Genomic DNA, 21,278 nt, shown 5'->3' on the forward strand with positions numbered 1-21,278 from the left:
GACTACGCGGCCGCCGCGGGCAGTTTGATGACGATCCGCAATCCGCTTCGTTCGCCCTCCGTGATGTTCGCAGCGTCGATCGATCCCTCGAGTCGATCGACAATCCGCTTGACGATCGAGAGGCCCAGACCGACGCCCTCGCCTTCCGGCCGCTGCCCACGGAAGAACGGCTCGAATATCCGGCCGATCTCTTCGGGGGACACGCCCGGCCCATTGTCCTCGATCCGAAGCACAGCCATGGCACAGTCCCGGTAAATCGCCACATCGATCCTGCCGCCCGCCGGCGTGAAACGGAGCGCGTTATCGAGAAGATTGCGGATCATGGCTGCGAGCATGACCGGCTCGCCGCGCACCGGAACAGACTCGGCCCGTTCGAAACCGAGATCGACGCCGCGGCTGATCGCCTCCCGCAGGAGATCGGCGATGACGCTCTTCGCCGCGTGATCGAGCTCCACAACCTCCCATTGCCCGCAATCGGTGGGCGCAGCGTCGTGTCGCGCCAGCGCAAGCAACTGCTCCAGAAGATGCTTGCTGCGACTCATGCCCTGCCGAAGCGCCGCAAGGCGCTCGCGGGCGGCCGGTGGCAGTTCGACGTGATCGAGATTCTCAGCCTGTACACTCAATGCCGTAAGCGGTGTGCGCAGTTCGTGCGCGGCGTCCGCGATGAACCTTCGCTGCTGCCCTATCATCTCGTGCATGCGCTGCAACAGGCCGTTGATGGAAGACACGAACGGATTCAGTTCGCTTGGGAGGTCGCGAAGCGGCAGGGCCGTCATGTCATCCGCACGCCGTGCGTTGAGTTCGTCCGCCAGCCGGACCATGGGCCGAAGCGATCCGGCAATGACAAAGGCGATCACCAGCATCAGGCAAGGGATCAGCGCGGCGATCGGAAGCACGGTGCGGAGCGCCATGTCACTTGCGATCTCATCCCTGACCCCCGTGCTCTGGGCCACGGCAAACCGGCTGCCGTCGGATCGCGTCCTCAGCACCACCCGGACCGGCTTTCCCTGTCGCGTTGCATCGCGCATCCCATCCTGAAGCCGCCACAACTGGCGCTCCTCGGGTGTGCCTTGCGGCGTCCTGCCCAGCTCCATCAGCCAGACTTCGGAGTTTTCATCGACCCCATGGAGGTCCTGAGCTCCGGTGAAGCCACCGCTCTGAACGAGGCCCGCGATCTGGATCAGCACGGAGTCCTGCGTCTCGATCGCCTCATCGAATGCCCACCGGTGTGCGAAGACGCCTCCGATGAGGCCGGTCACCAGCACGATCGTCGTCAAGCTGATGAACAGCCGGCCGCGCAGCGAGTTGATCATGGCGCGCGATCCACCATCCATCCCATCCCGCGCACGTTACGGATCGCCTCCGTGCCGAGCTTCTTGCGGATGGTGTGGATCAGGAATTCGACCGCGTTGCTTTCGACCTCCTCGTTCCAGCCGTAAAGCTGCCGCTCGAGCTCGCTCCGCGACAGGATGGTGCCGGGGCGCGTCAACAAAGCCTGGAGCAGCGCGAACTCGCGCGCGGTCAGGAGGGCCGTTTGGCCACACAGCGAAGCCTCGCGGGTCGCAGGATCGAGACTGAGCTTGCCGTTGCCAAGCACAGCGGGCGCACCGCTGCCCTCGCGGCGAAGCACCGCCCGCATCCGCGCCAGCAATTCACGTATCTCGAACGGCTTGACCAGATAATCGTCGGCGCCGAGATCGAGGCCTTCGATCCTGTGATCGACGCCGTCCCGCGCGGTGACGATAATGACCGGGCACCTGCATCCATTCGCGCGCAACTGCCGCAGGATATCCCGGCCGTCCGCGTTCGGCAGGCCGAGATCGAGCAGCAGCACCTCGTAAGACTCGGCTGAGGCGGCAAGCAGCGCGGACTCGCCATCCCTCACCCAGTCGACGGCGTAGGCAGCATCCTTCAGCGCCTGCTCGACGGCGGCACCGACCATCCTGTCATCCTCGATCAGTAAAACCCGCAAAGCTCGATCCTCGAAACCGCCGGGCCATCCGGCCGTCAAAATCATGACCGTTCCGACTTAGCGCAGAGTTAGGGAGCGCCAGCAGGCCCAAAATGCGGCGAAGGCCGCCCTGCATTGAAAATTCTCGTCCCTAAGCCCGGCCTAAGTCGCCTGCGCGACGGTCTCGCATCGCTTCGGCTTTGGGAGATTTGGGCGTGTCGCAATATTCAGGTTTTGGCGCAGGACGGATGCTGAACAAGGTTCCGGAGGTCACGGCGATCTTCTGGGCCATCAAGATTCTCTCGACCACGGTTGGCGAGACCGGCGCCGACTATCTCGCGGTTCATGTCGGCCTCGGCGCCAGCCTGACCGCGATCTGCATGAGCGGCCTGCTGGTCGCGGCACTGCTGCTGCAACTGAACCGCCGCGTCTACGTGCCCTGGATCTACTGGCTGACCGTCGTTCTCGTCAGTATCGTCGGCACGCAGCTCACGGATCTCCTGACCGACAAGCTCGAGATCAGCCTCTACATCAGCACAGCGGCGTTCGCTTGCGCGCTCGCCGCGACCTTTGCGGTCTGGTACGGCGTCGAGCGCACGCTATCGATCCACAGCATTGTGACGACGCGGCGCGAGCTGTTTTATTGGACGGCAATCCTGTTCACCTTCGCGCTCGGCACGGCCGCAGGCGATCTTGCCACCGAAGCACTTGGTCTCGGTTTCCAGCTCGGCGTCGCCGCCTTCGGGGTGCTGATCGCGGCGGTGATGATGGCCTATTATTTCGGCGCCAATCCCGTCCTCACCTTCTGGCTTGCCTACATCCTGACCCGCCCGCTCGGCGCCTCGCTCGGCGATCTGCTCTCGCAATCACGCGAGTACGGCGGCATCGGCCTCGGCACGATCCAGACCAGCATCGCCTTCCTGACCGTGATCGTCGGCCTCGTCGCCTGGGTGACCTTCGAGGGCGACGGCAGGCGCCGCGCCGATCCGGCGCAATAGCTTCAACCGCGAAATCCCGCTCTCTGCATGAAGCAGGAGCTCCACCAGGAGAAACCACATGATGAAACTGATTTCCGCCGTCGCCGTCTGCCTGCTGACGACCTTCACGGGCGAACCGCACATGCACGCGAGCCAGCACTTCACCTTCGTGCCGCTCGCGGTAGCCGCGACCGCAAAGCTCGGCGATCTCACGCAGTTCCGGAGCATCGTGGTCGACGTCGCCGCGTTGATCGACAAGGGCGACCTCCCCGCCGCCAAGACAAGGATCAAGGACCTCGAGACCAAATGGGACGAGGCCGAAGCCGGATTGAAGCCGCGCGCGGCAGCCGATTGGCACACCGTCGACAAGGCGATCGACCGCGCGCTGGAAGCGCTGCGCGCGGGCGCGCCGGATGCGGCGAAGTGCAAACAGGCGATCGCTGATCTGCTCGCGGCCATGGATACCGCCGCGAAGTCCTGACGCCTCTGCGCACCATCATCCCGTCAGCCGCGGATCCCGGTCCACGGCTGACGCATCAACGAGGACACCATGGAAGATCAGACCAAAAGCAGTATCATCAGCGAGAGCAAGGTCCCCGAGGTCACGCTCGGTTTCTGGATCATCAAGATCGCCGCCACCACGCTCGGCGAGACCGGCGGCGACACCGTCACCATGACGCTGAACTGGGGCTATCTGGCCGGGACCTGCCTGTTCCTCGCGGCCATGATCGTGCTGGTCGCGGCGCAGGTCCGCGCGCGCAAATTTCATCCGGCACTGTATTGGGCCACCATCGTCGCATCGACCACCTTCGGCACCACGATGGCTGACTTCGCCGACCGCTCGCTTGGCATCGGCTATACCGGCGGCTCGACGCTGCTCCTCACTTGTCTCGTGCTGGTGCTTGGCCTCTGGTATCGCGCCCAGGGAACGATCTCGGTCAACAGCGTCAGCACACCGCGCGTTGAGGCGTTCTATTGGGCCGCGATCACCTTTTCGCAAACACTGGGTACTGCGCTCGGCGACTGGATCGCGGATACCGGCGATATGGGCTATCGCGGTGGCGCATTGATCTTCGCGGCCGGACTCGCCGTTGTCGCAGCACTTTACTTCTGGACTCGCGTCTCACGCGTGTCGCTGTTCTGGGCCGCCTTCATCTTGACGCGTCCGCTGGGTGCGACCGTCGGCGACTTTCTCGACAAGCCGCTCGACCACGGCGGCCTGGCGCTGAGCCGGCCGCTGGCCTCGGTCGTGATCGCAGCTTTTATGCTGGTGTGCCTGCTGCTGATCCCGCAACGCGCGGGGCAGCATCCCGGTGACGCCCCGGCGCCAGAGCAAGCCTGAATGGCCGAACGTTAGCGAATGATCGTCGTCAGAGACGAGTAGCGCCGGTTCGGCTTGGCCTCGCCCGGCGCAAACTGCGCGAAGGCCTCGCTGACGCGGACCGCCGGCGGCGTGTCGCTGGCGAAGTGGAATTCCTTCGGCTTCGGCGCGTAGAAGCTGGCGCTGTAATAGGCGTCGTCGAAACGCGCCTCGCCGACGCCGAACAATGCGTCGCAGACGAACAGGAGCGCGTAGACTCCCGCAACCGCCGCAACGATCTCCCTGAGAACAGACATGTCGATGCCCCAACCTTTTGCAGGCAGGAAGCACGCCGGTTCCAAAGCCGAGGTTTAAGGCAGCGGCCTTCTTGTCCGCAGGGTTTGCCGCCGCTGAGCGGAATGCAGACAATTTTATCGATGTCGAAAAGAGAGCCCGCCTGACCGGACGATCAGGCGGGCCCAGGATTGGCCGATCGGGAGGTTATCAGACGGCCAGATTCATCCAGACAGCCTTGGGCTCGGTGAAATTGTCGAGCGCGGCGGTGCCGTGCTCACGGCCGAGGCCGGAGTCGCGCTCGCCGCCCCAGGGCAGGCGCACGTCGGTGTAGCCATAGGTGTTCATCCAGACAGTGCCCGCACGCGCCCGCTTGGCGAAGCGCTGGAGCTTGCCGATGTCGCGGCTCCACACGCCGGCGGCGAGGCTGTAGGCCGTGCCGTTGGCGATCCTGAGCGCATCGGCCTCGTCCTTGAACTTGATGACGCTGACGACGGGGCCAAAAATCTCCTCCTGCGAGATCCGCATCTCGTGTGCGACGCCTGCGAACACCGCGGGGCTGATGAAATAACCGCGATCGCCGACCTTCTCGCCGCCGGTGACGAGGGTCGCGCCCTCCTTCTGGCCGATGTCGACATAGTCGAGGATCGACTTCATCTGCTTCTCGGAGATGACGGGGCCGAGCGCCGTCTTGCGATCGAGCGGATCGCCGATCCTGAGCGACTTTGCGCGCGCCGCGAGACGCTCGACGACTTCGTCGTAAGCCTTCCCCTGCACAAGCACGCGGGAGCCGGCCGAGCACACCTGGCCGGCATTGAAGAAGATGCCTGAGGCCGCAGCCTTGGACGCCGCTTCGAGATCGGCATCGTCAAAGATGACGTTGGCCGACTTGCCGCCGAGCTCGAGCGAGACGCGCTTGAAGTTGCTGGCGGCGCCCTTCATGATTCCGCGGCCCACGCCGGGCGAGCCGGTGAAGGTGACCTTGTCGACGTCGGGGTGATTGACCAGCGCGTCGCCGACGACGCGGCCCGGCCCGGTGACGACGTTGAAGACACCCGCCGGCAGGCCCGCCTCGAGCGCGAGCTCGGCGATGCGCAGCGCCGACAGCGAGGTCAGCTCGGCCGGCTTCATCACGATGGTGCAGCCGCAGGCCAGCGCTGGCGCCAGCTTCCACATGCCGATCATCAGCGGGAAATTCCACGGCACGATCGCCGCGACCACTCCGACCGGCTCGCGCACGGTGTAGGTCAGGGCATCGTCGCGCACCGGCACGACATCGCCGCTGATCTTGTCGGCCCAGCCGGCGTAATAGATCAGCGTGTCGACGGCAGCCGGAAAATCCTGGCGCGTCGTCGCGGAGATCGGCTTGCCGGCATCGATCGACTCGAGCTCGATGATTTCTTCGGCGTGCTGCTTGAGCAGGTCCGCCCAGCGCAGCAGGATCTGGCCGCGCTCGGAGGCACGCATCGTACGCCACGGACCTTCGAAGGCCCGGCGCGCGGCTGCCACGGCGTGCTCGACATCGGCCTCGCCGCCTTCGGCGACGACGGCGATGACCTGCCCGGTGGCGGGATTGAGGGATTTGAAGGTCCGGCCGGAGCTCGCGGGGACGCGGCGGCCGTCGATGAGCAGATGCTGCGGCCGGGCCATGAATTCGGTCGCCGGAGAGTGCGCAAAGTCATATGCAACGGACATCATATTTCCTCCTGTTCTGGTATACCAGACTAGGCGCCTATTGGCTGGAGTAAATATGATATGGTTTGCAAATGGACGCCCCATATATGAAGCGAAATTCATAAGGAAGACCCATGCTTCAGATCGAGATCGAGGCTGTCTGGCGGTTTCGCCGGGAAGGCAATCCGCGCACCGTGGTGGTCATGATCGGCGTCCTCAACGAAATCCGGAAGACGGGGAAGATCACCAGCGCGGCCCATGACGCGCACCTCTCTTACCGGCATGTCTGGAATCTGATCGAGCAATGGTCCGAATTCTTCGGCACGCCGCTGGTCGAGACCCAGCGCGGCAGAGGCTCGAAGCTCACGCCATTCGGCGAGCGGCTGGTATGGGCGGGCGAGCGCATGCAGGCCCGGCTCGGGCCGCAGCTCGAAAACCTGGCGCAGGAACTGGCGAGCGAGATCAAGCCGTTCCTCGAACAGCGCCCTTCGGTAATCCGCGTTCATGCCAGCCACGGCTTTGCCGTGGCAAAACTGCGCGAATTTCTCGATCGCGAACCCGGCATCGGCGTCGACCTGCGCTATGTCAGCAACCAGCATTCGCTGGTCGCGCTGGCCCAGGGCGCCTGCGACCTCTCCGGCCTGCATCTGCCGCACGGCGCATTGCGGGCGCAGGGCATCAAGGCGGCGCGCGAATGGCTCGATCCGCGCGAGGATCGCATCATCAGTTTCGTCACGCGCGAGATGGGGCTGATGGTCGCGCGCGGCAATCCGCTGCGTATTGCCTCGCTTCAGAATCTCACCGGTCCAAAAGTCCGCTTCGTCAACCGCGACCATGATTCCGGCACGCGCCTGTTGTTCGACCAGCTGCTTGCCGCGAACGGCATCGACGAGAGCAAGATCAACGGCGCGCAGCAGATCGAGTTCACCCACGCGGCCGTCGCGGCCTATGTCGCGAGCGGCATGGCGGATGCGAGTTTTGGCGTCGAGGCGGCCGCCCGCCACTTCGGCCTCGATTTCATCCGCACCCTCACCGAGGATTATTTCTTCGTCTGCAAGCGCGCCTTCCTCGATACCGGGCCGATGCAACGCATCCTGGAGATCATGCGCAGCGCCGATTTCCGTGCCGCCGTCGCCACCCTGCCCGGCTACGTGCCGTCGGATACCGGCAACGTGACCGGCGTGAAGGCGTTTCTGGAGATGCACGCCGTGCGGTGATGCTCGGCTCGGCAATGATCTCGCGTCCCGCCGATGGGATGCGCGGCACGGGCACTATCGCCAGCGGCTGACCTTCGTTGGCTCACTCAAGCTGATCGTCAACCACATCTGACCCGGCGCGGCACCTTATTGCCGAGCGCTCGGACTCAGCAGGCAGGCCGCAAGCTCGGTGCGGTTGTGCACGCCGAAGCGTCGGCACAGGTTCGCGACGTGCTCCTTCACGGTCTGATCGGAAATCCCCATCTCGCGGGCGATTTCCTTGTTGGTCTGGCCGCGGCAGACCCGGATGGCGACGTCCGCGGATCGTGGCGGAAGCGATGCCGAGAGCGTCGCCACCGGCTCGGGGACGCGGATTGCGGCAGGATGGGCGTCGATCGCGCCCGCGTTCGTCATGTTGGTCAAAGCGAGCGAGCCGGCCCGACACAGCATCTCCATGCGCTGCCGCGACCGCATCGTGTAGGGCGCGTCCGTGTCGGTCGTCGCCGTAAACAGCACGCCGACGATCTTCTGCCCGCACCACAACGGGCCGCCCATGTTGTATGCAAAGCCCCACTCGTGCAGCATCTCGAAGGACGGACTGTGCCGCCATTGCTGCGGACCGATCACCGTTTCGCCGTCGACCGCGCGGCCTTGGGTCATGATGCAGTCGAGCACGGGGTCGCGCTTCCAGAAGCCGGCCCTGTAATTGTCGAGCAGGCCTTCTGCGACGTGCCGGCTGTAGACCAGTTCCGGTTCGAGCCCGTCGAGCAAATAGAGGCCGACGGTCGGCGATCCCGTCAATTCCGTGATCGCCGAGCAGCAGGCAATGCCAAGCGCGCGCACCGAGCGGCTCTCGGCGATGGACATCAGCCGATCTGCGAGCTGGCGCTCGGGCAGACCATCCAAATGCTCCTGCTCGGCTCTCACCGCCACTCCTCGCGCGAACGCGCGGTGCCCTCGGACACACGCGCGTCATTGCCGATTGTTATAGGCTTAAAATTTCTGCCTCGCCTGACCTTTGGTCAAGCGAAAAGAAGCGGCAAAACATGGCTCTCCCGGCCCAGCTTTGCGGCAGAGCAGCATGGCCAACACCCCCCATGATGGGGGATTGCTGCTTTAGCCGCCTCATCTCTAGCATCCCGGCCATTGGGATCGCGTAACGACGTTCGCGCGGTTCCGAAGGGGACATCTCGACACCAACGCGAGCCGTTCGTCGCGCGCACCAACAGTCTTTGGCGCGTGTGGGCGGAGTCTTGCCCGCGACCGGCGTCTGTTCCACCCGACCCAGATCTTCGCGTGCAGCAGCGTTGCGCGAAGAACCAACAGCCCGACGTGGAGACACCGACCATGAGCCCTTCCGTGCAACTCGCCGTAAAGCCTTCCGCGACCCCGACGGTGGCCGAGTTCCATGCGCGCCTCGACGCGCTGCTACCGCTGGTCGAATCCAGGGCGGCGGAGGCTGAGACACAGGGCTATCTGACTGACGACGTGGTAGCGGCGCTGCGCAAGGCCGGCATCTACACCATGCTGTTCCCGAAGGAGGTCGGCGGCGCCGAGCTTCTGCCTTACGACGCCATGACCGTGATCGAGCGGCTCGCTTACGCACACGCCTCCGCCGGCTGGTGCGCCATCGGCAACAACATGGAAGGCACGACGCTCGCCATCTACATCGAGGACGAAGGCATCAAGAAAGTCTTCGCGGGCGGCCCCGACATTACGATTGCCGGCAACGGCGTGCCGCGCGGCTTCGCCCGACCGGTCGATGGCGGTTACATGATCCGCGGTAACTGGGCCTATGGCAGCGGCATTCAGCACGCCGAGTGGGTCCATTCAGGCTGCTTCGTCACCGACGCATCCGGCAAGGACATGGTGTTCGGCCCGAACGGCCAGCCGAAGATCGTCGTCACCCACCATCCGCGCGCGACCATCAAGTTGATGGGCAATTGGGACGTGCTCGGCCTGCGCGCGACGGGAAGTTTCGACTACACTTTGAGCGAGGGCGACGAGTTGTTCGTGCCCACGCACATGACCTACGATTTTGACATTGGTGCGCCGCGCCGAGGTGGCGTGCAGGGTGCACTGGGGCTGGCAGGCTACAGCGCCTGGGCGCATTCCGCCTGGGCCGTCGGTGTCGGCCGCCGCATGCTCGACGAACTCGTCAAGGTAATCGTCCAGCGCCAGGATCCATTCGGCAAGTCGCGCGACAGCGCGAGCTTCAAGTTCCAGTTCGCGCAGGCCGAAGCTCGTTTCCGCGCAGCACGTGCGTTGGTCCACGAAACCTGGAAGGACGTCTCGGGGACTTGTGCCGGCGGTGAAAGTCCGTCGCTGGAGCAGATGACGATGATCAAGCTGTCACTGCGCCACGTCCACGACGTTCTGTCGGATGTCGCCACCTTCGCGCATCGCGCCGCGCGCGGCGCCTCGCTGCACAACACGCCGATGCAGCGGTTCTATCGCGACATCCATTCGGGCACGCAGCACATCCTGATGGCCGACCAGATCGTCGAAGAGTGCGGCCGTGCGTTGCTCGGCCTCCCCGGCCCTGGTGCGCAATGGACGGTCTTCGGGGTGACGGGCTGAGCAAGCGACCAGACACGAGGGCGTCGACGTGAGGACATCCCGCATCGTTGGCTTCTGCGGCAATAGTTGGCGCCCGGCGAAGTCGCGCATGCTGGTGGAAGCCGTCACCGCCGATCTTCAGGCGCAGCATGGACTGAAGACCACCGTCCTCGACCTTGTCGATGCCGGTTGCGGCATCGCCGGCTTCACCCGGACCGCACTCGATGACAATGCGCGCGCCGTCGTCGAGGCCATCGAACAGGCCGATGGCCTCGTGATAGGATGCCCGGTGTTCCAAGGCTCTTATCCCGGATTGTTCAAGCACGTATTCGACTTGATCGAACCCAGCGTGCTGCGCAACCGCCCGGTGCTGCTGACCGCGGTCGGCGGCGGCCTGCGCCACTCGCTGGTGGTCGAGCACCAGCTCCGCCCGCTGTTCGGCTTCTTCGAAGCCTGCACCGTTTCGACGGCGATCTACACCAGCAGCGGCGAGATCGTACCAGGCGAGCCGCTCGCACCAATGACGGCCGCGCGGCTCGCCAACGCCGTCGAACAATTCGCCTCACTTCTCAGCGGTCGCCAGGAAGCCGCCGCATGACTCACCAACGCCCGGCTCTGCCGCCTTCAACCGGAGACGACCATGCTTGATACCGTCAAACCCTCGCCCGATCTCACCGGCTTCTCCCGCGCGGAACATACGATCAACGGCGTGCGGACCGTCGTTCACAGCATCGGAAGCGGCCCGGCGCTAGTGTTCCTGCACGGCACCGGCACCTTCACCGGCTTCGAGATGGCGCGCGATTGGGCGAAGCGGCACACGGTCATCATCCCCTATCATGCGGGCTTTGGCGATTCCGGCGACGCCGAGACGATCGACACCGTCGAGGATCACGTCCTTCACTACATGGATCTGTTCGACAAGCTTGGCCTTGAGCAGTTCGACCTCGCCGGGTTCTCCCTCGGCGGATGGCTTGCCGCGGAGTTCGCGATCCGTCAGCCGCATCGGGTCCGCAAGCTGGTGTTGGTTGCGCCCGCCGGTCTTGTGGTCGGAAGCGCGCCTGCGCCCGGATTGTTCGAGATCGCACCGCAAGAACTGCCAGCCTATCTCGCGCACGATCCGGCCGCGGCACTCCGTTACTTTCCCAAGGCGCCCGATCCGGCCTTCGACGCCCGGCTTGGACGCGAGGTCACGGGCTTTGCCAAGCTGATCCGCAGCGAACCGCAGGGCAATCCCAAGCTCGCGCACTGGCTGCATCGAATCACGATGCCGACGCTGGTGCTGTGGGGGGCCGCAGATCGCTTGCGCCCGACCGCCCAGGCAGATGCCTGGAAAGCAGGGCTCCCCGACGCACGCGTGACGCTGGTGCCGGCGACCGGTCATCTCGTGTTCGAGGAAACGCCGTCTTCCGCACACTACGTCACCGATTTTCTCGCCGATTGATCCGCACACAACAGAGGACACCACCATGATCGAGATGCCTCCGGGCGTGACCCCTGCCAAAGAAGGCTTTGGCAACGTCATCTGGAACATTCTGGGCCAGACCTACACGCTGAAGCAGCATTCCGAGGCGTCGATGGCCTGGCATGCCGTGTTTCCGGATGGCACCTTCGTGCCGCCGCACGTGCATCCGACCCAGGATGAATTCGTCTATGTACTGAGCGGCCGCTACGACCTCTGGCTCGACGGCAAGGACTTTGTCGCCAAGGCCGGCGACCTCGTCCGCATGCCCAAGGGCATCCCCCACGGCATTTTCAACAAGTCGGGTGAAACCGCCACCAGCCTGTTCTGGGTCGCACCGACGCGGTCGCTGAAAGAGCTGTTCGAGCGCATCCACAATCTCCCCGATCCGCAGGAGGTCGTGCGACGTGCCGCCGAACACGAGGTCAACTTCCTGCCGCCGCCCGCCTGAGGCCACGCCGATTCCGTCGACACGCAAACCGCGAGAACCGATGATGACCATGCTGACAACAACTTGGACGTCCATCTCCGAGAACGACCGCCGTCGGATAGCCCGGTGGCAAAAAGGGATGCTGGCCCTCGCCATCCTCTGCGAGATCTTTCTCGCCGCCGACTGGTATGCCTTCGCGGCCGTACTGCCCTTCGTCTCCGAGAGCCTCAAGCTCAATCCCGCCGAGGCCGGGCTTGCGCAAGGCATCTTTGCGCTGACCTACGGTATCGGCATGGTGGTGTGGTCTCCGGTCAGCCGGTCGATGACAGCGCGCAACATGCTGCTGATCGGGCTTGCGGGCACTGGTATCGGCATGGTGCTCCAGGTGTTCGTACAAAGCTACACACAGCTCGTGATGCTCCGGCTCGTGATCGGCTTCTTCGACGCCGGCATCTTCATCGGCAACATGAAGTTGATCTTCGGCTGGTTTCCGCAAAGTCGGCGTGGCTCGGTGGTAGGCATCATCCTCGCCGCCTACAGCCTCGCCATCACCATGGATTTCGCGCTCGGCATTCCCCTGACGATTGCGACCGGTTGGCGGACCTTCTTCGCCGTGCTGGCAATCGGCACGCTGCTCGTTGCAGCCGTCGACGCACTCGTCGTCCGCAACGATCCGCGCGAGCTCGGTATCGACGGTTTCACCTGGGGCAACGAAACACCGCAGGAGCACCTGCCGCTCGGCGAGATCTTCCGCTCGAAATGGATCGCGGTCGGCGGCTTCGGCATCGTGGCCTGCACCTTCGCGATCGCCGGCACCGCCACCTGGGTGGTGCCGGCCTTCATCACAGTACAGCACATGCCGCCGGAAGCCGGCGCTGTCATCGGCACCGTCATGGGGTTGTCGCAGGTGCTATTCCTGGTGATTGGCGGCTACATGTCCGATCGGCTCGGGAAGCCCTTCATGATCAAACTCACCGCATGTCTCGCTTTCCTGACCGCGCTGATGTTCCTGTGGAGCGTGGTCACACCGATGTCGTTCTCGATGCTGGTGCTGTTTGCAGCACTCAGCGGTATCGCGCTTCTCGGCGGCGGTGCTATCTTCGCCCTGCTCAGCGAAAAATACTCCGACGCGCTCGCACCGGCCGCGATTGGATACGCCGAGGTATTTGGCATCTTCTCGGCCTTCGTGGCGCCCTGGATGATGGGCGCCATCATCAACGGCTCGGCCGGCTCGTTCACCGGCGCCTTCATTGCTTTCGCGGTGGTCGAGCTCATCATCGTCGGCCTTTTGATGATCCTCGCCCGCGAGGACGTCAGTCAGGGCGCGGTGGTCGGAAGCCCCGCGGAATAAGATGCAGCGATCAAGGGCACGGGGCTGAAGCCCGTGCTCTGGGGACCTCGACAAAAGGTCCATCTTCTGGGAAATCAGGCGCCCTCACCTTGTCCGCGGCGGGCAAGAGTGGCAATCTCGCATGCAAGTGCCCCAAGAGACCCCGTCATGCCGCGCGCGAGCGCCAAATCGCTTCCCCAGCTCAGTCTGCGCATCGACCTCGATGGCGAGGATCGGATCGGGCCCGGCAAGATCGAGCTTTTGGAGCAGATCCGCGAGCAAGGCTCGATCTCGGCGGCCGGCCGCGCCATGGACATGTCCTACAAGCGTGCCTGGGATCTCGTGGACGAGATCAACCGCATTTGCGGACATCCCGTGGTCGAGCCGCAGGCCGGCGGCAAGAACGGCGGCGGCGCGATGCTCACTCCCTTCGGCGAAAAGCTTGTCGCGCGCTACCGCAAGATCGAACGCGACGCCGCGCGCGCCGTGCACAAGGAGCTGGAAGCGCTCAAGAGCGACATCGGCCGTTCGCGGAAATCGTGAACGGACGGGCGCGCATGGGCGGGGAGCAACCCGGCCGCTGGCGGCTCGCTATCGCATCCAGCGTGGCAGGGGCAGATTTTTCTTGCGCAGGAATTCCGGGTTGAACAGCTTGGATTGATAGCGCTGTCCGCCATCCGCGAGGATGGTCACGATGGTTTTGCCTGGACCGAGGTCGCGCGCAAGTCGCATGGCTCCAACGATATTGATCGCGCTTGAGCCGCCCAACACCAGTCCTTCATGCTCGATCAGGTCGAACAGGACAGGCAAGGCTTCCTCGTCCGTAATCTGATATGCCGTATCGATGGGCGTGCCTTCGAGGTTCCGGGTGACACGGACTTGCCCGATCCCTTCGGTGATGGAGTCTCCTTCTGTCGTCAGCTCGCCTTTGGTGAACCAATTGTAGAGAGCGGCCCCCATGGGATCGCTGAGCGCAATCTTGATGCCGGGATTTCGCTCCTTGAGGGCTCGCGCGATCCCACCCAAGGTACCGCCACTCCCAACGGCACATGTGAAGCCGTCGATTCTTCCATCCGTTTGCCGCCAAATCTCAGGACCGGTCGTGCGATAGTGCCCCTCCCGATTGGCGACATTATCGAACTGATTGGCCCAGAAGGCACCGAGCTCCTCGGCGAGCTGACCGGAATAGCGCGCGTAATGACCCGGATTGGAATAGGGTACGGCAGGGACCAAGCGCAGGTCGGCACCGCACAACCGCAACATGTCCTTTTTCTCCTGACTTTGCGTGTCAGGCATCACGATCACGCTTCGATAGCCGCGTGCATTCGCCACGAGCGCTATGCCGATTCCGACATTGCCGGCCGTTCCTTCGACGATCACGCCTCCTGGCTCAAGCTTGCCGCATCGCTCCGCATCGTCGATCATGGCCAGCGCCGCGCGATCCTTGATCGAGCCGCCGGGATTGAGAAATTCGGCCTTGCCATAGATCTCGCAACCCGTGGCCTCCGACGGCATTCGCAGCCTGATCAATGGCGTGTTGCCGATAGCGTCCAGGAAACCCGTTCGAACATCGCTCATCGCTTGCCACCTCTACCCGCCCGCAACTTTAGGCTGGCGAACAGGCAAAACGATTCTCTAGTTCGGGCGACGCGTGCAACATTTCCGGCGCTCGACCGGCCCAAGCGGCAATTTCATTCTTAGGCGGTGTTTTGTTTGCGCCTTTGGCCCAAGCCGCTAGTTCGGCCGCACCGACATTTCCGGCATCGGCTGGGTCAGCGCTTCGCCGAGCAGACTCTGCTCGGCTTTCGGGATCGAGAAGCGCACCTTGAAGCCATCCTCGGTTTGAAGCGTAATGATGCGCTGGGTCGTATCGGTCGCCTGCTCGATCGCCCAGGACGCCAGCGGATAGGCGTAGCGCAGGCTCTGGTCGCCGTAGCGGGCCTTCAGCGCCGCCTCGAGCAGCCCGGGCAGCGTCATGATGAGGGCGCCGACCTGGTTGAGCGAGACACTGACCGCGGCGGGGTTGCCCGCCAGATCCTCGAAGCCCAGCGAGATCGCGCCGCCGTCGGACGCCACCTCGCAGGTCGTGAGCTGCCTCACCTTGATTTCCATCGTCAGTCCCGGAACACGGTTCGCTATATTCATCACGATATATCGATATGTCCACCCGCGTCCAGCCCTGCTTTTCTGGAATTGATCGAACCGGCCGCCATGGTCGGCCCGGCGAAGTCGTGATATATAGTTCGATATAACGAGGCCCCGAACGGCCCGTTTCTGCAAGGGAGCGCAAAGCCAATGAGTGACTACAATCTTCTCATCGACGGCAAGATGGTGCCCGGCGACCAGACCATGCCGGTTCTCAATCCCGCGACCGAAGAGGTGCTGGCGCAGTGTCCGCGTGCCTCGAAGGCGCAGCTTGATGCCGCCGTCGCCGCGGCGAAGGCCGCCTTCCCGGCCTGGGCCGCGACCCCGATGGCGGAACGCCGCAAGCTCGTGAACGAGATGGCCGACGTGATCGAGGCCAATTCGGGCGAGCTCGCCCACATCCTCACCAGCGAGCAAGGCAAGCCGCTTGGCGACGCCACCGGCGAAGTCCTCGGCATGGCCGCGTTCTTCCGCTACCTCAGCTCGCTCGAATTGCCGATGAAGGTGATCGAGGATTCCGGTGACCGCAAGGTGGAAGCCTATCGCCGCCCGCTCGGCGTCGTCGGTGCCATCATTCCCTGGAACTATCCGCTGCTGATCCTCAGCTTCAAGCTGCCGTCGGCCCTGCTCGCCGGCAACACGCTGGTGGTGAAGCCGGCGCCGACCACGCCGCTCGCGACGCTGCGCTTCGCCGAGCTGATCAAGGACGTCCTGCCGAAGGGCGTACTCAACTTCATCACCGACGCCAACGATCTCGGCGGCGAGATGACCAAGCATCCTGATATCCGCAAGATCTCGTTCACCGGTTCTTCCGCCACCGGACAGAAGGTGATGGCGAGCGCGGCGCAGACGCTCAAGCGCATCACGCTGGAGCTCGGCGGCAACGACGCCGGCATCGTGCTCGACGATGTCGACCCGAAGAAGGTCGCTCCCGGCATCTTCGAGGGCGCGTTCCAGAACTCCGGCCAGGTCTGCCTCGCCATCAAGCGGCTCTACGTCCACGAGTCCGTCTATGACGAGCTCTGCAACGAGCTGGTCGCGATCGCCAAGAGCACGGTGGTCGACGACGGCGCCAAGCAGGGCACCAAGCTCGGGCCGTTGCAGAACAAGATGCAGTACGAGAAGGTGAAGACGTTCCTCGAAGACGCGCGCAAGAACGGCAAGGTGGTCGCCGGCGGTTCGGCGATGGACCGTCCCGGCTATTTCATCGAGCCGACCATCGTGCGCGACATCCAGGAAGGCTCCAAGCTGGTCGACGAGGAGCAGTTCGGCCCGGTGCTGCCGCTGATCAAATACTCCGACAAGAACGATGCGATCCGCCGCGCCAACGCCACCACCTACGGCCTCGGCGCGTCGGTCTGGTCGTCCGACATCAAGCGCGCGCACGAGGTCGCAACGCAGCTCGAGTCCGGCACGGTCTGGATCAACAAGCACCTCGACATGGCCCCGCACATCCCGTTCGGCGGCGCCAAGCAGTCGGGCATCGGTACAGAGTTCGCCGAGGAAGGCCTCGCCGAATTCACCCAGCTCCAGATCATCAACGGCCCGCCGGCGGCCTGATCGGAAAACCGGGGCCGCGGCGGAAGCGTCGCGGCCCCAATTCTCTGCCGCCAAACGGAGGCCGACCATGTTCGATGCGCAATGCGACCTCGCCGCCCTCGTCTACGAGGCGCATCAGGACCCCGACACGGTCCTGCGCAGCTTCGCGGCGGATCTGAATGCGCGTGGCTTTCGCGTCGTCGGCATGGTTCAGGCCGGCCAATGCGCGGATTCGAGCCTGTCGGCCGTGCTGCTTCACAGCGGCGAGACGCTTCTGCTCGCGCAGGATTTCGATCCGGCCGTGCGCGGCTGCCGTCTCGATCTCGCGCGGCTACAAAATGCCGGGATGCGGATCACGGACGCCCTCTCGCATGGCGCCGATCTTGTCATCATCAACCGCTTCGGCAAGCGCGAGCGCGACGGCAAGGGCTTGTCCCATCTGATCGGACGCGCGCTCGACGCCGACATTCCCGTGGTGATCGCGGTCGGCAGAGACCATTTCGCCGACTGGATCAAGTTCGCCGGCGGCATGAGCGTCAGGCTCGGCTGCGAGCGCGACGCGTTGGAGGCGTGGTGGCGGAGCATCTCTACAAGCAACGCGAAGCTTGACGTCGGATCACATCCTACGGTGTGCAAAATTCTGAAGTGAACGATCTGAGCCTGCCGGACTCGCGTACTTGTCCGTGAAGTCCTCACAGCAGCGCGCCGACTTCCCCTGTCGCCGCCGCGCAGGCAGTAGTTTCCCGGAATATGGCCGACGGTCGGGCCTCTGATACGCTTGTGCGGATTCAACCCGCTCACCCCGACATGCCCTGGGATCCCGAAATGCCGGTCCGTCGGCTAAAGCCATCGCGCGTCCTCGGCGTCGAGCGCTTCTCGGACTTCGACGAGTTTCGCGCCAACGAGGTGCTCGGACTCGGCACCAGCACGCCGCTCCGTCCGCGGGAATTCTCGCTGTCTCGCGCCATCCTGCCGCTCCGCGACGGGCTCTTCGTGCTCCAGCGCTCCTTTGCACGGCGGTTTGAGGCCGAGATCGGCACGGACAACGGCATCGGCCTCGTTGTTCCCTTCACCTTTCACTCCATCGCCAATGGCCGCGAGGTCGATAGTTCGATGATCGCCGTCGTGCGCGGCAAAGCACCCGTCAAGGCGATCGAGCATCATCCGAACACTTACCTGATGCTGCGCTTCAACTCGGACATGCGCCATCGCGGCTGGGCGGATTTCGACACCGGCCTCGCCTATGTCCGCACGCAGGACGATCCGATGACGCGCCTGCGCGCGGCTATCCTGGAGATGTTCTCGCTGGCGTCGGCATGCAACGATCCCCGGCAATTCGAGCCGCTCTACCGCCCGATCCAGGAAACGCTGCTCGCCGGCCTCGACGCCACCCTGCTGCCGGCAGGCGCACGCACAGCCCGCCCCGGTTCATTCGACAAGCACCGCAAGCTGATCGCGCATCTCGACGACGTCGTTGCGCTGTTCGGCAGCAAGCCGCTCTACAGCGACGACCTCGCCGCCGCGCTCGGCGTGTCCGTGCGCACGCTCCAGGTCGCGACGCACGCGGTGCACGGCGTGAGCCTGCACCACTATCTGCGCCTCAAACGGTTGTGGGCCGTTCGCGTCCAGCTCATGACCGGGGGCGATGGCTTGACCGTCAAGGCCGCAGCGCTCGGCAACGGCTTCTGGCACCTGGGCGACTTCTCAAGGAGCTACAGACTGGCCTTCGGCGAAGCGCCGTCCGAGACGCTGGCACGCGGACGGCGTCCGTTGCATCTGGCCATCGGCGCCTGAGAGTGCGGATCGCCCCTCAGGCGTGACCGTTCTCCTTGCGGTGCCCGCTCTCGCTGATGCGGTCGACCCAGGCGATACCGATCGCGGAAATGATGAAGGTCAGGTGGATCAGCACCTGCCACATCACGCCGGACTCGGTGAAATTGCTGCGCGTGGTGCCGAGATTCCCGGCCTCGATGAAGGTCCTGAGCAACGAGATTGAGGAAATGCCGATGATCGCCATCGCGAGCTTGATCTTCAGCACGCTGGCGTTGACGTGGCTCAGCCATTCCGGCTCGTCCGGATGGCCGTTCAGGTTCAGGCGCGAGACGAAGGTCTCGTAGCCGCCGACGATCACCATGACCAGCAGGTTCGAGATCATGACGACGTCGATCAGTCCGAGCACGACCAGCATGATCTGCTGCTCGCTGGCGTCGAACGAGTGCGCAACCAGGTGCCAGAGCTCTTTCAGGAACAACAGCACATAGACGCCCTGCGCGACGATGAGGCCGACATAGAGCGGCACTTGCAGCCAGCGCGAGCCAAAGATGAGTTGGGCGAATGGGCCGATTTTCGGTCGCGGCCCGGCGTGCGCCGAAGGTGCTTTGGGTTCAGGCGTCATGGATCACTCCGGATTGCAGGCAGGAATTGTCGCCTCAGAGACTCGCGATGACGGGCGCGAGCTCGAGCGAACCGCGATAGATCATCTCGAAGGCGACGTAAACGATGATGGCGAGACCGACATAGGCGATCCAGCGCTGCTTCTGCAACACCCGGCCGAGCAGATCGGCGGCGACGCCCATCATCGCGACCGACAGCAACAGTCCGAACGCGAGGATGTAGGGATGCTCGCGCGCGGCGCCTGCGACCGCGAGCACGTTGTCGAGCGACATCGAGACGTCGGCGGCGACGATCTGCAACGCCGCCTGCCCGAAGGTCTTGCGCGACGCCGGTGCGCTGCCCGCGCTGCCACCGTGGCTCAACGCGAGCTCGGTGTGCGCGGACTGCTCGCGCAGCTCGCGCCACATCTTCCAGCACACCCATAGCAACAGCACGCCGCCGGCGAGCAGCAGGCCGATCACCTGCAGGAGCTGGGTCGCGACGCCGGCGAAGACGATGCGCAAGGCTGTGGCGGCGACGATGCCGACGATAATGGCGCGGCGGCGCTGCTCGGCCGGCAGGCCGGCGGCGGCAAGGCCGATGACGACGGCGTTGTCGCCGGCGAGCACGAGGTCGATCAGGATGACCTGGAGCAGCGCGGTCAGCGCGTCGGCGGTGATGAATTCAATCATGATTGATCATTTTTCAATGCGGACGGATCGAGCCATTGCGGCTTCTTCCGCTCGACCCAATCCAGGACCCTGGAGCGCGAGGCGCGCAACGCCGGGACGTCTTCGGCGAGCAGTGCGAGGCCGAGCGGCAGCATCCAGACTCCGAGCACCGGCAGGAAGGAGAGCACGCCGCCAACGATGAGCAGCGCGCCCGAAGGGATCCTCACCCAGCGGCTGGACGGTTTGAGCAAATAGGTGACGGTGTCGCCCATGCGCGCCGGCAGGCGGCGGACGAGCTTGTCGAGACGCGGGTCGCCACCGGCCATCTGGCGGGTGGTGACCAGGTTTCCTGTCGTCCGCTCGTCCGATGCTGTGCTCATGCTCACTCCTGCGTGGCGGCGCGCCGTTCAGTGCCTGCGCTGCCCGGCGCCACCGGCTTTGCGCGCGGCAGCACCAGCGTCAGCAGGCGCAACAGCTTGATCGCCTGCACTTCATGGGGATGCACGTCCTCGTCCGCAGCCGCGACGCGCTCCGACAGTTCCATCAGATGAGCCGACAGCGGCAGGTCCGAGACCGGACGCAACGTGTCGATCACCACATTGGCAAAGTCGGGCTCCTCAAGCCGTTCCGCCAGTTCGTCGAATATCGCAAACAGCCGGTCGTCACTCATGTGCGGCGCCAGTCCGCGATCCCTGATGAAGCGGATCACCTCGTCGCGCTCGACCGGCGAAACGCGCCGGTCGGCGACGGCGACGAGCGCGCCGGCGATCACCAACGCGACCGCAGCCTGCTCGTTCAGCCTGGACGGTTCCGTGATCTCGATTTCGATCGGATTTGAAGTGGCGGCGTCAGACATCGTAGCTCCCTTACGTTGCGAAATGACCGCGCGGGGCTGCGATGGGGACGATTGGGTCGGAGAGAACTCGAGAAGGCCCGACGATCGGCCGATCCATCGCATTTGCGCGGGACAGGTCATCCGACATCGCGAGGTTTTGCCGACATGGTCGGCGTCCTCGCCAGAGGGGCCCGGATTCTTGTTCGCTCCAGACATAAAGATGGGTGGGCCGGAATCAAGGTAGCCGGAGTGCGACCAGCCGCCGCATCGGGTTCCGTGTTGCAGGATGTGGTTAAGCAATAGTGCGCGTCTCTCCGTGTCCTGGACGCGCTGCAACGCCCTTCGCGTTGCTGCGCAGAGCCGAGACCCAGAAGGCCACGCATTCCGCCGCAATATGGGCCCCGGCTCAGCAGCGCACCGCCGAAGAGGCGCTGCGCTGCGTCCGGGGCACGAGACCGCCGTTTGACGCGCAACTGCATCAGCATCGTCACTGCGAGCGCAGCGAAGCAATGCAGACTGCCACTGGGGAAAGACTCTGGATTGCT

24 protein-coding genes are annotated in these 21,278 nt (G+C 64.4%); 13 read left to right on the plus strand and 11 right to left on the minus strand.

Features of this window, described 5'->3' with window-relative positions; all coding sequences use genetic code 11:
- Window positions 1–2: 2 nt before the first annotated feature.
- Both ABIB99_RS18175 and ABIB99_RS18180 read right to left on the minus strand, forming a co-directional pair.
- The gene (locus tag ABIB99_RS18175; protein ID WP_354176899.1) at window positions 3–1,313 is read right to left on the minus strand and encodes an ATP-binding protein; all 1,311 of its coding nucleotides are present in this window, start codon (window positions 1,311–1,313) and stop codon (window positions 3–5) included.
- Window positions 1,310–1,972 (minus strand): response regulator transcription factor, encoded by a 663-nt coding sequence (locus tag ABIB99_RS18180; protein ID WP_071917541.1) that lies wholly within the window; start codon window positions 1,970–1,972, stop codon window positions 1,310–1,312. The genes ABIB99_RS18175 and ABIB99_RS18180 overlap by 4 nt, the downstream gene beginning before the upstream one ends.
- A gap of 227 nt (window positions 1,973–2,199) precedes the next feature.
- On the opposite strand from ABIB99_RS18180, the gene ABIB99_RS18185 reads away from it, so the two are divergent.
- The 3 genes from ABIB99_RS18185 (at window position 2,200) to ABIB99_RS18195 (ending at window position 4,270) form a co-directional block, all read left to right on the plus strand.
- Complete coding sequence (locus tag ABIB99_RS18185; RefSeq protein ID WP_259261112.1) at window positions 2,200–2,949, plus strand: COG4705 family protein; 750 nt, start codon at window positions 2,200–2,202, stop codon at window positions 2,947–2,949.
- Window positions 2,950–3,070: 121 nt separating this feature from the next.
- Window positions 3,071–3,409: a hypothetical protein gene (locus tag ABIB99_RS18190; protein WP_354177103.1), complete on the plus strand. Its 339-nt coding sequence runs from the start codon at window positions 3,071–3,073 to the stop codon at window positions 3,407–3,409.
- Between the two features lie 69 nt (window positions 3,410–3,478).
- On the plus strand, window positions 3,479–4,270 hold the full coding sequence (locus tag ABIB99_RS18195; RefSeq protein WP_354176900.1) for a COG4705 family protein: 792 nt from the start codon (window positions 3,479–3,481) through the stop codon (window positions 4,268–4,270).
- Between the two features lie 11 nt (window positions 4,271–4,281).
- Here the strand turns inward: ABIB99_RS18195 and ABIB99_RS18200 are convergent, their stop codons facing one another.
- Both ABIB99_RS18200 and ABIB99_RS18205 read right to left on the minus strand, forming a co-directional pair.
- On the minus strand, window positions 4,282–4,545 hold the full coding sequence (locus tag ABIB99_RS18200) for a hypothetical protein (RefSeq protein ID WP_354176901.1): 264 nt from the start codon (window positions 4,543–4,545) through the stop codon (window positions 4,282–4,284).
- Between the two features lie 187 nt (window positions 4,546–4,732).
- On the minus strand, window positions 4,733–6,217 hold the full coding sequence (locus tag ABIB99_RS18205; protein ID WP_354177105.1) for an aldehyde dehydrogenase family protein: 1,485 nt from the start codon (window positions 6,215–6,217) through the stop codon (window positions 4,733–4,735).
- A 113-nt stretch (window positions 6,218–6,330) separates the two neighbouring features.
- Here ABIB99_RS18205 and ABIB99_RS18210 point away from each other — a divergent pair, with 113 nt between their 5' ends.
- Window positions 6,331–7,413, plus strand: a complete 1,083-nt coding sequence (locus ABIB99_RS18210) for a substrate-binding domain-containing protein (RefSeq protein WP_354176903.1) — start codon at window positions 6,331–6,333, stop codon at window positions 7,411–7,413.
- A gap of 126 nt (window positions 7,414–7,539) precedes the next feature.
- Here ABIB99_RS18210 and ABIB99_RS18215 read toward each other — a convergent pair whose 3' ends face one another.
- On the minus strand, window positions 7,540–8,319 hold the full coding sequence (locus tag ABIB99_RS18215) for a response regulator transcription factor (protein WP_354176904.1): 780 nt from the start codon (window positions 8,317–8,319) through the stop codon (window positions 7,540–7,542).
- A 420-nt stretch (window positions 8,320–8,739) separates the two neighbouring features.
- On the opposite strand from ABIB99_RS18215, the gene ABIB99_RS18220 reads away from it, so the two are divergent.
- The 6 genes from ABIB99_RS18220 to ABIB99_RS18245 all read left to right on the plus strand — a co-directional run bounded on the left by ABIB99_RS18220 (window position 8,740) and on the right by ABIB99_RS18245 (window position 13,713).
- Window positions 8,740–9,972, plus strand: a complete 1,233-nt coding sequence (locus ABIB99_RS18220) for an acyl-CoA dehydrogenase family protein (protein WP_354176905.1) — start codon at window positions 8,740–8,742, stop codon at window positions 9,970–9,972.
- Window positions 9,973–10,000: 28 nt separating this feature from the next.
- Window positions 10,001–10,549 (plus strand): NAD(P)H-dependent oxidoreductase, encoded by a 549-nt coding sequence (locus tag ABIB99_RS18225; protein WP_354176906.1) that lies wholly within the window; start codon window positions 10,001–10,003, stop codon window positions 10,547–10,549.
- A 42-nt stretch (window positions 10,550–10,591) separates the two neighbouring features.
- The gene (locus ABIB99_RS18230; RefSeq protein ID WP_354176908.1) at window positions 10,592–11,392 is read left to right on the plus strand and encodes an alpha/beta fold hydrolase; all 801 of its coding nucleotides are present in this window, start codon (window positions 10,592–10,594) and stop codon (window positions 11,390–11,392) included.
- A 25-nt stretch (window positions 11,393–11,417) separates the two neighbouring features.
- Window positions 11,418–11,861, plus strand: coding sequence for a cupin domain-containing protein (locus ABIB99_RS18235; protein ID WP_028159377.1), 444 nt, complete (start codon window positions 11,418–11,420; stop codon window positions 11,859–11,861).
- Between the two features lie 118 nt (window positions 11,862–11,979).
- A complete protein-coding gene (locus ABIB99_RS18240) occupies window positions 11,980–13,191 on the plus strand; it encodes an MFS transporter (protein ID WP_354176910.1) in 1,212 nt (403 codons plus the stop codon).
- A 147-nt stretch (window positions 13,192–13,338) separates the two neighbouring features.
- Window positions 13,339–13,713: a winged helix-turn-helix domain-containing protein gene (locus ABIB99_RS18245; RefSeq protein ID WP_354117372.1), complete on the plus strand. Its 375-nt coding sequence runs from the start codon at window positions 13,339–13,341 to the stop codon at window positions 13,711–13,713.
- A 48-nt stretch (window positions 13,714–13,761) separates the two neighbouring features.
- Here the strand turns inward: ABIB99_RS18245 and ABIB99_RS18250 are convergent, their stop codons facing one another.
- Both ABIB99_RS18250 and ABIB99_RS18255 read right to left on the minus strand, forming a co-directional pair.
- The gene (locus ABIB99_RS18250) at window positions 13,762–14,748 is read right to left on the minus strand and encodes a cysteine synthase A (RefSeq protein ID WP_354176911.1); all 987 of its coding nucleotides are present in this window, start codon (window positions 14,746–14,748) and stop codon (window positions 13,762–13,764) included.
- A gap of 156 nt (window positions 14,749–14,904) precedes the next feature.
- The gene (locus ABIB99_RS18255; RefSeq protein ID WP_028159380.1) at window positions 14,905–15,282 is read right to left on the minus strand and encodes a hypothetical protein; all 378 of its coding nucleotides are present in this window, start codon (window positions 15,280–15,282) and stop codon (window positions 14,905–14,907) included.
- Between the two features lie 183 nt (window positions 15,283–15,465).
- Here ABIB99_RS18255 and ABIB99_RS18260 point away from each other — a divergent pair, with 183 nt between their 5' ends.
- From ABIB99_RS18260 to ABIB99_RS18270, 3 genes are all read left to right on the plus strand, one after another.
- Entirely contained in the window at window positions 15,466–16,875 is a 1,410-nt protein-coding gene (locus ABIB99_RS18260; protein ID WP_085404849.1) for an aldehyde dehydrogenase family protein, read from the plus strand.
- Window positions 16,876–16,942: 67 nt separating this feature from the next.
- Window positions 16,943–17,503, plus strand: coding sequence for a DUF2478 domain-containing protein (locus ABIB99_RS18265; protein ID WP_354176913.1), 561 nt, complete (start codon window positions 16,943–16,945; stop codon window positions 17,501–17,503).
- Between the two features lie 176 nt (window positions 17,504–17,679).
- On the plus strand, window positions 17,680–18,648 hold the full coding sequence (locus tag ABIB99_RS18270; protein WP_354176914.1) for a helix-turn-helix domain-containing protein: 969 nt from the start codon (window positions 17,680–17,682) through the stop codon (window positions 18,646–18,648).
- Between the two features lie 16 nt (window positions 18,649–18,664).
- On the opposite strand, the gene ABIB99_RS18275 is transcribed toward ABIB99_RS18270, so the two are convergent.
- The 4 genes from ABIB99_RS18275 to ABIB99_RS18290 are packed head-to-tail and all read right to left on the minus strand — an operon-like array spanning window position 18,665 to window position 20,754.
- Window positions 18,665–19,249: a TIGR00645 family protein gene (locus ABIB99_RS18275; RefSeq protein ID WP_071915153.1), complete on the minus strand. Its 585-nt coding sequence runs from the start codon at window positions 19,247–19,249 to the stop codon at window positions 18,665–18,667.
- 34 nt (window positions 19,250–19,283) lie between these two features.
- Complete coding sequence (locus ABIB99_RS18280) at window positions 19,284–19,919, minus strand: TerC family protein (RefSeq protein ID WP_354176915.1); 636 nt, start codon at window positions 19,917–19,919, stop codon at window positions 19,284–19,286.
- The gene (locus tag ABIB99_RS18285) at window positions 19,916–20,278 is read right to left on the minus strand and encodes a hypothetical protein (protein ID WP_354176916.1); all 363 of its coding nucleotides are present in this window, start codon (window positions 20,276–20,278) and stop codon (window positions 19,916–19,918) included. The genes ABIB99_RS18280 and ABIB99_RS18285 overlap by 4 nt, the downstream gene beginning before the upstream one ends.
- Before the next feature lie 2 nt (window positions 20,279–20,280).
- A complete protein-coding gene (locus tag ABIB99_RS18290; RefSeq protein ID WP_166352261.1) occupies window positions 20,281–20,754 on the minus strand; it encodes a TerB family tellurite resistance protein in 474 nt (157 codons plus the stop codon).
- Between the last annotated feature and the right edge of the window lie 524 nt (window positions 20,755–21,278).

The sequence above is a fragment of the Bradyrhizobium sp. LA6.1 genome (assembly GCF_040547805.1).
In the GTDB taxonomy this organism is placed as follows: domain Bacteria; phylum Pseudomonadota; class Alphaproteobacteria; order Rhizobiales; family Xanthobacteraceae; genus Bradyrhizobium; species Bradyrhizobium barranii.

What these genes read in the sequence shown, in the direction of transcription:
- ABIB99_RS18175 (WP_354176899.1), bottom strand. Translation starts at nt 1,313, where the DNA reads ATGATCAACTCGCTGCGCGGCCGGCTGTTCATCAGCTTGACGACGATC.
- ABIB99_RS18185 (WP_259261112.1), top strand. Translation starts at nt 2,200, where the DNA reads ATGCTGAACAAGGTTCCGGAGGTCACGGCGATCTTCTGGGCCATCAAG.
- ABIB99_RS18190 (WP_354177103.1), top strand. Translation starts at nt 3,071, where the DNA reads ATGCACGCGAGCCAGCACTTCACCTTCGTGCCGCTCGCGGTAGCCGCG.
- ABIB99_RS18195 (WP_354176900.1), top strand. Translation starts at nt 3,479, where the DNA reads ATGGAAGATCAGACCAAAAGCAGTATCATCAGCGAGAGCAAGGTCCCC.
- ABIB99_RS18200 (WP_354176901.1), bottom strand. Translation starts at nt 4,545, where the DNA reads ATGTCTGTTCTCAGGGAGATCGTTGCGGCGGTTGCGGGAGTCTACGCG.
- ABIB99_RS18205 (WP_354177105.1), bottom strand. Translation starts at nt 6,217, where the DNA reads ATGTCCGTTGCATATGACTTTGCGCACTCTCCGGCGACCGAATTCATG.
- ABIB99_RS18210 (WP_354176903.1), top strand. Translation starts at nt 6,331, where the DNA reads ATGCTTCAGATCGAGATCGAGGCTGTCTGGCGGTTTCGCCGGGAAGGC.
- ABIB99_RS18220 (WP_354176905.1), top strand. Translation starts at nt 8,740, where the DNA reads ATGAGCCCTTCCGTGCAACTCGCCGTAAAGCCTTCCGCGACCCCGACG.
- ABIB99_RS18230 (WP_354176908.1), top strand. Translation starts at nt 10,592, where the DNA reads ATGCTTGATACCGTCAAACCCTCGCCCGATCTCACCGGCTTCTCCCGC.
- ABIB99_RS18235 (WP_028159377.1), top strand. Translation starts at nt 11,418, where the DNA reads ATGATCGAGATGCCTCCGGGCGTGACCCCTGCCAAAGAAGGCTTTGGC.
- ABIB99_RS18240 (WP_354176910.1), top strand. Translation starts at nt 11,980, where the DNA reads ATGCTGGCCCTCGCCATCCTCTGCGAGATCTTTCTCGCCGCCGACTGG.
- ABIB99_RS18245 (WP_354117372.1), top strand. Translation starts at nt 13,339, where the DNA reads ATGCCGCGCGCGAGCGCCAAATCGCTTCCCCAGCTCAGTCTGCGCATC.
- ABIB99_RS18250 (WP_354176911.1), bottom strand. Translation starts at nt 14,748, where the DNA reads ATGAGCGATGTTCGAACGGGTTTCCTGGACGCTATCGGCAACACGCCA.
- ABIB99_RS18255 (WP_028159380.1), bottom strand. Translation starts at nt 15,282, where the DNA reads ATGGAAATCAAGGTGAGGCAGCTCACGACCTGCGAGGTGGCGTCCGAC.
- ABIB99_RS18260 (WP_085404849.1), top strand. Translation starts at nt 15,466, where the DNA reads ATGAGTGACTACAATCTTCTCATCGACGGCAAGATGGTGCCCGGCGAC.
- ABIB99_RS18265 (WP_354176913.1), top strand. Translation starts at nt 16,943, where the DNA reads ATGTTCGATGCGCAATGCGACCTCGCCGCCCTCGTCTACGAGGCGCAT.
- ABIB99_RS18270 (WP_354176914.1), top strand. Translation starts at nt 17,680, where the DNA reads ATGCCGGTCCGTCGGCTAAAGCCATCGCGCGTCCTCGGCGTCGAGCGC.
- ABIB99_RS18275 (WP_071915153.1), bottom strand. Translation starts at nt 19,249, where the DNA reads ATGACGCCTGAACCCAAAGCACCTTCGGCGCACGCCGGGCCGCGACCG.
- ABIB99_RS18280 (WP_354176915.1), bottom strand. Translation starts at nt 19,919, where the DNA reads ATGATTGAATTCATCACCGCCGACGCGCTGACCGCGCTGCTCCAGGTC.
- ABIB99_RS18285 (WP_354176916.1), bottom strand. Translation starts at nt 20,278, where the DNA reads ATGAGCACAGCATCGGACGAGCGGACGACAGGAAACCTGGTCACCACC.
- ABIB99_RS18290 (WP_166352261.1), bottom strand. Translation starts at nt 20,754, where the DNA reads ATGTCTGACGCCGCCACTTCAAATCCGATCGAAATCGAGATCACGGAA.